This window comes from Capnocytophaga sp. oral taxon 326 str. F0382 (assembly GCF_000318295.1).
Taxonomy (GTDB): Bacteria; Bacteroidota; Bacteroidia; order Flavobacteriales; family Flavobacteriaceae; genus Capnocytophaga; species Capnocytophaga periodontitidis.
This window is the reverse complement of the sequence record NZ_KB291405.1, coordinates 1-11,059: the sequence shown is the minus strand read 5'-3', so window position 1 is coordinate 11,059 and position 11,059 is coordinate 1. Positions and strand designations below refer to the sequence as shown.

The window sequence follows — 11,059 nt, the reverse complement described above, 5'->3', positions numbered from 1 at the left end:
ACTATCAACGTGATAAATGCCCCAACACTCACCTTGACTGCTACGACCAATACGGCGAACAACAACTATTGTTTGCAAGGCGGAGTTAAGGGCAAGGTAGAGGTACAGGTACGCACATCCAACAACACAAACACAGCGCCTTATGTATTCCAGCACAATGGAACAACGGTAGCTACTCAAAATGCGACTACCTATATATATAATAATTTAGACCCTGGCACACACACCTTTACGGTAATAGATAAACACAGTTGTAAAGCCACTTACACTGTTGAAATCAAGAAACCGCTTTCTATCGATGGAGGAACAGGAGCGACAGTATCGAAGGACATCTCTTGTAACGTATTTCCGGGCAATAAAGGGAAGATAGAACTCAAGGTAAAAGATGGAAATCCACCTTACCGTTATGTAGTGAAACAAGGTGGAGCTTTAGTACAAAGTCTTCAAAATGTAGTAGGCAATACAGCCACTTATGAAACAGCAACAGCAGGAGCATATACAATCGAAGTTACCGATAGCAAAGGTTGTATGATCACAGGAACGGCTACATTAGTAGCTGCTGTAGCGCCTACAGTAACAGTAAGTACAACAACAGTAGGTTGTTATGGAGCTAACAATGGAACACTATCTGTAACTATATCAGGCGGCAAAGCTCCTTATAAAGTATTCTTAGATGGGGTAGATAAGGGCAGTCAGTTAGTATTTACAAATTTAGCAGCTAAGAGCTATATTGTAAAAGTAGTAGATGCCAACAATTGCGAAACCATTAAAAATGCTGCAATAACCCAACCTACTGCACCATTGAAAGGTTTTGCTGCAGTATCACAACTTATAGGTTGTGGCACGGGAGCTAATTCTGATAAGGCAGAGGTGCGTATTACCAATGTTTCAGGAGGTACAGCACCTTATCAATACAAATTTAGTGGTAATTATAGCAATCTCAATACCGGTTGGTTACCAGCAGGCACCCATACAGTATATATAAAAGATGCCAAAGGTTGTGAATTAGGACTTACAGTAACAGTAACAGCAAAAATTCCAGAACCTACAGGCACGACTTACACCATTACAAGTTATGATTGTAACGGTAAGGCTACGGTACGCTTTACAGGTACCCCAACCTCTTACGATTATACTTATGAAATAGATGGCAAAACCGCTACAGGTACAACCGCTACCATTACAGGTTTAGCACCGGGCAGTTATACTGTAACGATAAAATATAAAAATGCCAATCCTCCAGCAGCAAGTATATTGATTCAAGATGATTTTGGAATTGGAGAAGATACTTGTAGTGCAAACGTAGCACCAGCTATACAATGTGGGCCTGGTATGGTGCCTACTCCAGGGCGCTATGTAATAGGTTCTAATAGTTCAGTTTTTGTACAATCACATCTTACATATTGGTCAAATGCAAATGACCATACCAATCCTGCTAATAACAAATCAAGAATGTTAATGATTGATATTGGAAATGTAGGCAATGGAGATGTGTTATATCAAAAAACAGTAAACATAGATCCAAATCGCAAGATTAAATATAAAATGTTTGTGATGAATCTTGAAAAAGTAGGAATGGCAGGAGCCTTACCAGATATTAAAATTCGTTTGGTAAATCCTATAACTAATGTACAGATAGGTTCAGAACAAGATTATGGAACTATTGCAAGATCATCAAATCCTAATGATTGGCACGAATTCTCTGGAGAGCTCAATCCAGGAAATATCAATCAAGTACGTATCGAAATACGTACTAAGAGTTGGTCAGGAAGTGGTTGTGATATGGCGTTAGACGATATCTTTGTATATCAAGAACCAAATGCTTGTGAAATGGAAATCACCAAGCAAGTAGTAGTTCCCTCAGGTAAAGAGTTTAAGGCGAGTGTAGTAAGTCAAACCGGTGTAACTTGTAAAGGTTTGAGTACTGGTAAGGTAACCTTCAAGATGGAGAACTTACACGGAGGTAGCTACCGAGTATCAGTAGATGGAACAACTCGTTCAGGGGTAGGATATACAATTCCTACAACAGCAGCGACCTTTGAGGTCGATGGGCTCAATGCAGGAGTTCATACCATTACCTTTAGTCATAATGGTAACTGTTTGCTTACCCGTACAGTAACCATCACCGAGCCCAATGCGCTTACCCTTACGGCAACCATTAGCGAGCCAGCGATGTGTTCAAACAACAACAAATCACGAGTAACGCTTACAGCAGGTGGCGGAACTCCACCGTATACTTATATCTATCAAGGAGTGGGAACGACCACTACCCAAACAAACAATGTCTTTACAGGCATAGCCCCAGGCACCCCTACCTTTATAGTAAAAGATAAGAATGGTTGTAGTGCACAACTCACAGGAGTCTTTACAGTAACTACTCCAGCAGCTATAACGCTTACAACATCAGCAACCACTTGTTATTCAAACAATGGAGATGGAGTAATAGAAGTGAAGATCAACAGTGGTAATGGCAATTACAAAGTAAGGTTAAATAACAATGCGGCGGTAGTTTTACCAGCCAATGGCACCACCCATACCTTTACGGGTCTTACCCAAGGCAGCTATAGCATCACCGATACCGATGGTTATGGTTGTAGTACATCCACCCAAGTGCGTATTTACCCATCGTTAAATAGTACAGTAAGGGTAACCCACCAAAGTAGTTGTAATACCAATGCGAAGATAGAGGTAATAGCCTCAGGAGGAGTAGGAACAAGCAATATCCAATATGCTTATATGTTAGGCAGTGCAGTACCTACTAATTCTGATTACCATCCAAACGATACGAGCAAAGTGATTCCACACTTTAGTGAGGCAGTACAAACTTGGACAGTTTATGTACGTTCTGCAGGTTGCGTAAAAACGCATCAAGTAATAGTGAAGAAAGCCGATAATGTAGCCTTTACAGCGGCGACAGTAACGCCTACGTGTCAAGGATCAGCAACAGGCAAGATCGTGTTGAAAAACATTCAAGGCGATGGCAACTTTACCGTGCGTTATGGCAATGGAGGAACCCCAGTAATAGCTACTTATACAGGTATAGCGACCAACACCTATACGATAGCCAATGTAGCAGCAGGAGTATACTCAGTAACAGTAACCGATAAATACGGCTGTAATGCGACACAAAATGTTACTTTATCCGATATGCCAGCACTTACCGCTACGATAACCTTATCGGCAACGGTAGGAAGTTGTGCATCCACAGGTTCAGCAGCCACCCTTACCCTTACAATGGGTAATGATGCTTGGACAGCCTACCGAGCAGGCGGTAACCAAATATACTATGAGTTTAACAATAGTGGTACTTGGCATCCAATGCTAAACAATCCACATTACATACTTCCTTTATCAGGAGTAACCGAGCCAGGCAGAACCATCCAAGTGCGTTTTGCAACACGTCCGAGTGCTACAGCGCCTAATGTATGTAGTACAGCAGCGATGGCTTATGTAGTACCGTTGCCAATTGGAGGCGTAAGTGTAACCACCAATTTAGAACAGTACGTACAGAACTGTACAGCGGCAGGTAACCCATTGTTTACCGCTACGGTAACAGTAGCTCCAGGTTATGGACAACCACCTTATCAGTTTAATCTCAATGGAGGAGCCTATGTAGCAGGAAGTGTAAACTCACGCACACACGTGTTCACAGGCTTAGTCGTAGGTCGTACCTATACCTTTGGAGTTAAAGATGCCAATGGATGTGAGGCAGCCTACACAGGAGACATCTATGCGAGTGTATCCTCACCAGCGATCAGTGCAATGCTTGAAGGCAATCCAGCTTGTCACGGCTCTAATGGTAATGCAACGCTTAAAGTACGTCGTAGCACTGCATATAGCTCAGGCGCATCAACTAATATCAGTTGGGCAGTGTATGACAAAGCAACCAATGCGATAGCTATAGATCCTGTAACATCAGCACCTATCAATGGTACAGCAGCTATGCCAGGACCAGGAGCCGAGTCTATCTTGTCTACCTTTACCCTCAGTGCAAACAAAACATACTACGCTATTATCAGCGAAGGAAGTTGTAAGTGGGGTAGTAGAGACTTGCATATACGAGAATTAGCAACGCTTTCAGCTACGGTATCACAAACCGCTACAATTACTTGTGATAGCGATGGAGTTTTAGAGGTACAAAATCCTACCGGAGGAGGAGGTACTTATAGGTACACAGTAACTCCAACAACAGCAGGAGTTACTTTCAGAGCACCAATAGTTACAGGAAGCTCAAGAGTACAGATAGTAAAAGATAATATAGCCACTCCAGCAATGCCAACCTATCCAAGTGGAGCTTATAGTTTTGGAGTAAAATTAGAGATGGAAGACCAATATGGATGTAAAGCTACTTTAGGTACATACACCTTTACAGTAACGCCATCTCCAAGAATTGCAAAAGCCACTGTAATAGGTTGTTCCGATGGACAGTACACCCTCACTGTTGAGCCACAAGCTAAAACAGGAACTTTAGGAACCCCAGCAACAGGAACAGAACTCAACGGTTACGAATACTCAATAGATGGAGGTTTAGATTACCAAAGCAGCAATGTATTTGTTAACTTGGTAGCAGGCCAGTATGATGTACAAATCCGTGATAAATCTACAGGATGTATAGCTACTAAAACCGTGAGCATCACCAATGCGTTAGAGGCAGATATAGCATTAACCACACCATTAGGATGTGGAGGCGGAGGAGCCGAAATCACTATAAAAGTAGACAATGGTTCAGGCGACTACGAATATAGCTATATAAATCCAGGCGGTACACCAACAGGACCTATTGCAATACCACAAGTAGGAGGTCAATATAAAGCGGCCATCAATGTAACGGCTGTAGGTGTATATACCGTAACAGTAAGAGATAAGAGTACATCAGGCACTTGCGGTAGTTATACTAAGAGCATCACAGTACGTACTGCTGAACGCCCAGAGATAACCACTTCGGTAAAAACAGTAACTTGTGCCGGAGGTAATGATGGAGCGATTTACCTCACCGAGGTCAATGCAGCCACTGTAGGAACATTTACTTATGCAGTACAAGGCCCAAGTGGAGCAGTTCCATCATCATCAATAGTCAATAGAGAAGTGAGAGGTTTAACGGCAGGAGTATACACCATTACAGTAACGGCTAATGGTTGTCAAAGCACCTATACAGCAACAGTGAAAGAGCCTACCGCACTTACCCTTAGCAAAACAGTGATAGAGAACAACAAACAAGAGTTCAGTTGTGGAAGCTCAGGCAGTGTACAACAAGCTCAAATCACAGTGCCAAGTGGGGCAGTACAAGGCGGAACACAACCTTATAGAATAGAGTACTTGTACGGTACTGTATCAGGTACAGGCAATAGCTTTAGCATAGGAAATACAGCAGGAGGTACAGTAACCATCACCGCTATCGATGCCAATGGTTGTAGCACCCAAACCTCAGTGGTAATCAAACCGTTTGAAGCTTTTGATGTTGATAAGATCGACTTTACGGTAACCACTTCAGGAACTTGTAATGCGAGTGAGACCATCACCATCAGTGCAACCCAAAGTTCAGGAGCACCATTTACCGGTCAGTTGTTGTATTATCAAGGAGCTACCGCCCCTACGGGAGCGATTACCCCAACAACAGGCGGCTGGCAAACAAGCAATAGCTTTACCATAGCCCCTAACAGAACTTACACATTCTGGGTAGCCAACAAAGCGACAGGCTGTACAGTGAGCAAGTTGTACATCTCACCTAACCCTAACAACTTCAGCATTGTAAACCCACAAGTGAAGAATGTAGGTTGTAAAGGCGCTAACGATGGTACCGCTACCTTTACCCTTAGCAATACAGTAAGTGGTCACGCTTATAATGTAACCGTAACCCCATCAGGAGGAACGATTGCACCATCCTCACCATTTACAGCAACGGGCACAACAGCAACCTTCAACATAGCAGGTTTAGCTCCTAATACCTATACAGTAACTGTAAAAGATAACAATACAGCTTGTGAGCAAGTATATAGCTTCAAGATAGAAGAACCAACAGCGTCTGTTACAGCGAGCGTTACAGTACGTCAGGCAACTTGTGCTAGTGCACCTACTTACAACAGTGGAGAGATAGCCATAGAAAATGTAACCGGCGGTTGGGGCACATATCAGTACTATATCGGTCAAGCAGCTCCAGGCTTTGAAGTGTGGACAAACACAAGTGTACGCACAGGTTTAACCCCAGGTACTTATAGAGTATTAGTAAAAGACAACGGAGGTTGTCCTACAACCCTTAGCAGTACAGTAACCATAGCCACCCCAACAACTATTAGTGGTACACTTACGGTAACCAATGCGAACTGTACCAATGGTACGGGAGCCATAGGAGTGAGAAGTGTAACGGGAGGTGAAGGCGCGAACTACTTGTATCAACTCATCAAAGATGGGGTAGCACAAGGCGGAGCACAAACCAGCACCGAGTTCCAAAACTTAAGTGCAGGTAATTACCAAGTAGCGATATCCGATTCTTGGGGTTGTACAGTAACCCTTACCCAATCGGTAACCCTATACGAACCGGTAGAAGGAGTAGGCGTACGCTTTATCAAGCAAGTAACTTGTACACCGAATACAGGAGCGACAGTTAGTGTCACTTATGCAGGAGGCGATTCACCAAGCTTGCGTTATACCCTTAAGAACTTAGGTACAGGAGTGAGCACAACGTCAACTACGAACGGATTTACAAATGTACCAGCAGGTAATTATGAAGTATCGGTATACGATGTAGCAACAGGTTGTCCTACTCAAACCCACACCTTTGCAGTAACTGATGCAGCAGCAGTGAACTTTACTTACACTACAACAGCAGTGAGCTGTAGTGGTAGCAGCGATGGTAAGTTAAAAATTACCATACCAGGTACCCAAACACAAACCGATTATCAAATCAATATAGTAGGTAGCGGCGGCTTTACCCGCAGTGAAACGGTGAACACCACACCTAAGGACATAGAGTTTATAGCTATGCCAGCGGGTACTTACACTGTAACACTCACCTCGGCGCGCAACTGTACTAAAACTGAGACAATTGTTATAGGCGCACCAGCCACCTTGATAGTGAGCAATACCACTACGGTAACCACACACTACAGATGTGATGCCAATAACAATGCCCAACAAGCAATTATCTCAGCAGTAGCGCAAGGCGGTACACAACCTTACAAATACAACTATCAAGTATTTGATGGTACAAGCACCACCACTTCAGGCTGGATAAGCAGCAGTGTTTACAGCCTCACAAGTGCAGGTAGTGCCACACAAACCGTGATAGTGAATGTAGAGGATGCTAATGGCTGTAGAGCCGTCTACACCCCATTGGTAGTACCACCACTACAACGCATCAGTGAGATAAAAGCCACCCGATTGACAACCATCAGTTGTAATCAATCCGAAACAGTGAACTTCACTATAGTAGGAGGTAAGAACCGCGGTTATATAGTAGAAGTAACAGCCAATGGTAGTGTGGCAACGCCAACGCCATCAACACAAACCCTTACAACAGGAGCGAATGTAGCAACAGTACACTTCAATGCTCCAGGTTACTATACTATTAAAGTAACCGATAGAGAAACAGGCTGCTATGCCACCGTATCTTATACCGTAAACGAATATAGAGCGATGGAAGTAAGTGCAGCCCAAAGTAAACCAGTGAGCTGTGTGGGAGATAGCAATGGAGAGATAACCATTACCTTCAGTGGTTACCAAGGCCCGATAGCTTACCAAGCCTACACAGTAAGTCCTACGGTTGCTCCAGTAGGTAGTTTGCAAACCCAAATAGGCAGTCCAGATGCGGTGCGTAAAGCGGTTATCAGCGGTTTACCAAAAGGCAACTATGTGGTAAGAGTAGACCAAACCGATGCGCCAAATTGTACGGTAACTAGTACCCAAGTAATGGTATCCGAGCCAGCAACGGCACTTACAGCTACCCCTACAGTCACCGATCGCATCAAGTGTGGCGTTGGTCAAACAGGAACCTTTAATGTAGAAGCTACTGGAGGATGGGGCAATTACGAATATCGTTTGTTCCACAATGGTACAGCCCATCCAGTATATGGAACTTATACCAGCACCTCACTCTTTGAAGGTTTATCAACAGGAACTTATACAGTAGAGGTAAAAGATGAAAATGGATGTGTAACAATAGTAACCCAAGTGATGGCAGCACCCGATCCTATCGATGCGACAGTAACAGTAACCAATGTAAATTGCTTCAGCGATCGAACAGGGGTGATAAGCGTACAAAGCATCACAGGAGGTAGTGGCAACTACACTTACGAATTGAAAGAAAAAGGAGGAGCTATTGTACGAGGCGCACAAACTAATACCACTTTCACAGGATTAGACGCACGAGAATATGTGTTGATGATCACCGATGGATGGGGATGTGAATCACAGATAGAAGCAGAGGTACCCGAACCTGCCGAACTCAATATAGTAGCCGGTATTACCAGTCCACTTACTTGTCATTCCCCAGCTACAATATCACTTGTAGCAACAGGAGGCACAGGAGCTTATACTTATTATCAAATAAAAGGCGGATTGACTACAACAGTAGGAAGTACCGTTACGGTCAATGCAGCCGATGTAGGCGATTACGAGTTCTATGTAAAAGATGCCAACGGCTGTACATCTAAAGTATCTAATAAGATAACCATAGCAGCTTTAGAACCTTTAGCCTTGCACGTGAATACAGCCGATGCCTTTGTGAAGTGTAACGGAGAAAGTTCAGCGCGTATCACCTTCTCAGCAACCGGAGCATTGGGTAACTATCAGTACAAATTGTACAAAGGCGGAATTGCACAAACAGTTTCAGCAACCCAAGTAAATGCTACCGACTGGGCATTCTCAGGCTTAGCAAGCGGTACTTACCAAGTAGAGGTAACCAGCGTAGATTGCGTACAAACGGCGACAGTAAATATAGGTGAATCACCAGCCTTTACAGTAGCAACAGCAACCACTGATATCACTTGTAACGGAATGCGTGATGGTACCATCTCAATGACGGTAACCGGAGGCGCAGGCGATATACAATACGCAATCAGTCCACGATTAGATAGATTTGTATCCGAAGGCTACTTCACACGACTTGCTCGAGGAGAATACGTAGTAAGAGCCCAAGATAAGAATGGTTGCTTTGTAGATGAGGTCTTCAAGATCAACGAACCCGATGTATTGAATGCCATCATCGATAAACAAACCGATGAGGTATGTTATGGAGCAGGCGATGGTACCGTATCGATAACCATCACTGGAGGAACCCAATCGTACAGTACCTCAATCGACGGTGGAGCTTGGACAGTAGATAAGACCTTGTATACAGGCTTATCAGTAGGAACCCACACCATTACGGTGAAAGATGCACACTCTTGTACAACCGAAGTATCAGTATTGATAAAAGAAGGTGTAGATATGCAAGCCACAGCAACAGTAAGTTACGGTTGTGGTAACAATACCGTAGTCAATACGATCAACGCAACGGTCAGCGCCAGCTACACAGGAGCGGTAAGCTTCAGTTTAGACGGAGCAGCACCACAAAACTCAGGTAAATTTACAGGAGTAACAGCAGGTACTCACACCATCACCTTTGCACATCTCAATGGTTGTACAACCAGCCTTACAGTAAATGTAACAGCTTACAACAGTTTAACGGCAACAACGGTAACAAAAACCGATATGAGCTGTTATGGAGTAAACGATGGAACGATAACCTTTGTGGTAAACGGCGCAACCAATAGTTATACTTATACTATTGAACCAGAAGCCGGCACGTTCGATGTAGCAAACAGCCGATACACAGGCTTATCAGCAGGTACTTATACAGTGAAAGTGAGATCTAATGGCGAGATCAATTGTGAATTAGAACACAGCTTCACTATAGTAGAACCCGATTTGTTACAAGTCAATGCCTCAACAGTATCCGAAACCTGCTACGGTTTAAACAACGGACAGTTGATATTCAGCATCCAAGGCGGTAGAGCACCTTATAGCTATACACTCAAAACAGCTTCAGGTACTTTAGCAGATAGCGGAACCGTAACAGCAACAGGAACGGTACGCACTATAACCAATGTAGTAGGAACTTATCTCTTAGAATACAGCGATGGTCAGTGCTCACAATCTTTACAAATCACAGTACCATCAGCACCTAAGTTAGATATTGTAGATGTAAAAGAACAGTTCAACTGTTCAGTAGTATCCACTACTTACACCACCAGCTATTTACGTGTAGAGTTCTCACAAGCCGATGACAAACGTACAGCGAGCAATACCCTCTACTCAGTGGACGGAGGTCTTCAAAAACCTCCATTCAAGAGGATAGAAGGTAAGTACGGATATACCGATATTATACCTACAGGACAATACACCCTTACGGTATACTATTACTCAAATGTACCAGGAGCACCACTATGTGAACAAACTTGGGGTAGTACCGTGAGCTTAACCCGTTATCGAGGTTTAGAAATCAAGGATATTACCGATCCGAGAGCAATCAACAAGATAAAAGTACAAGCCGTTGGCGGTAACCCATCAAGTTATAGTTACACGTTCAATGGTTATCAAGACGGTACAAATGAATATATGTTGCGCTCAAGCGATCCAACCACACGAGTAGTAGGTAAGAGAGTCTACAAAACAGTAGTTGTAGAGGCGATAGACGGCAACGGCTGTAGCTCGACGCTCACTATAGAGAAAGAGTATATGAAGTCAGTACCACCTGATTTCTTTACACCAAACGGAGACGGACAGAACGACGGCTGGGATCCAGATAGATACCGCAGTTATCCAAACTTAACGGTAGACATCTACGATCGTTACGGACGTTATATCACCAGCTTACGTTCAGGAGAAGTATGGGATGGTCGATACAACGGCAAGAAATTACCAACAGGTGACTATTGGTACATCCTCAAAACCCACGAAGACGGCGAAGACGACCAAGAATATGTAGGTCACTTCAACCTCTATAGAGCCGCCGATTAAGAGTATTTCTTGAAATAATAATAGCGAAACTCCCCGATTAACTAATGCTAATCGGGGAGTTTTT

At 43.5% G+C, this 11,059-nt stretch carries 1 protein-coding gene; it reads left to right on the top strand.

The genetic code is table 11. The annotated features are described in order from the left end of the window. Window positions 1-72: 72 nt before the first annotated feature. Complete coding sequence (locus tag HMPREF9073_RS06855) at window positions 73-10,995, top strand: T9SS type B sorting domain-containing protein (protein ID WP_232212907.1); 10,923 nt, start codon at window positions 73-75, stop codon at window positions 10,993-10,995. The last annotated feature ends 64 nt before the right edge of the window (window positions 10,996-11,059 follow it).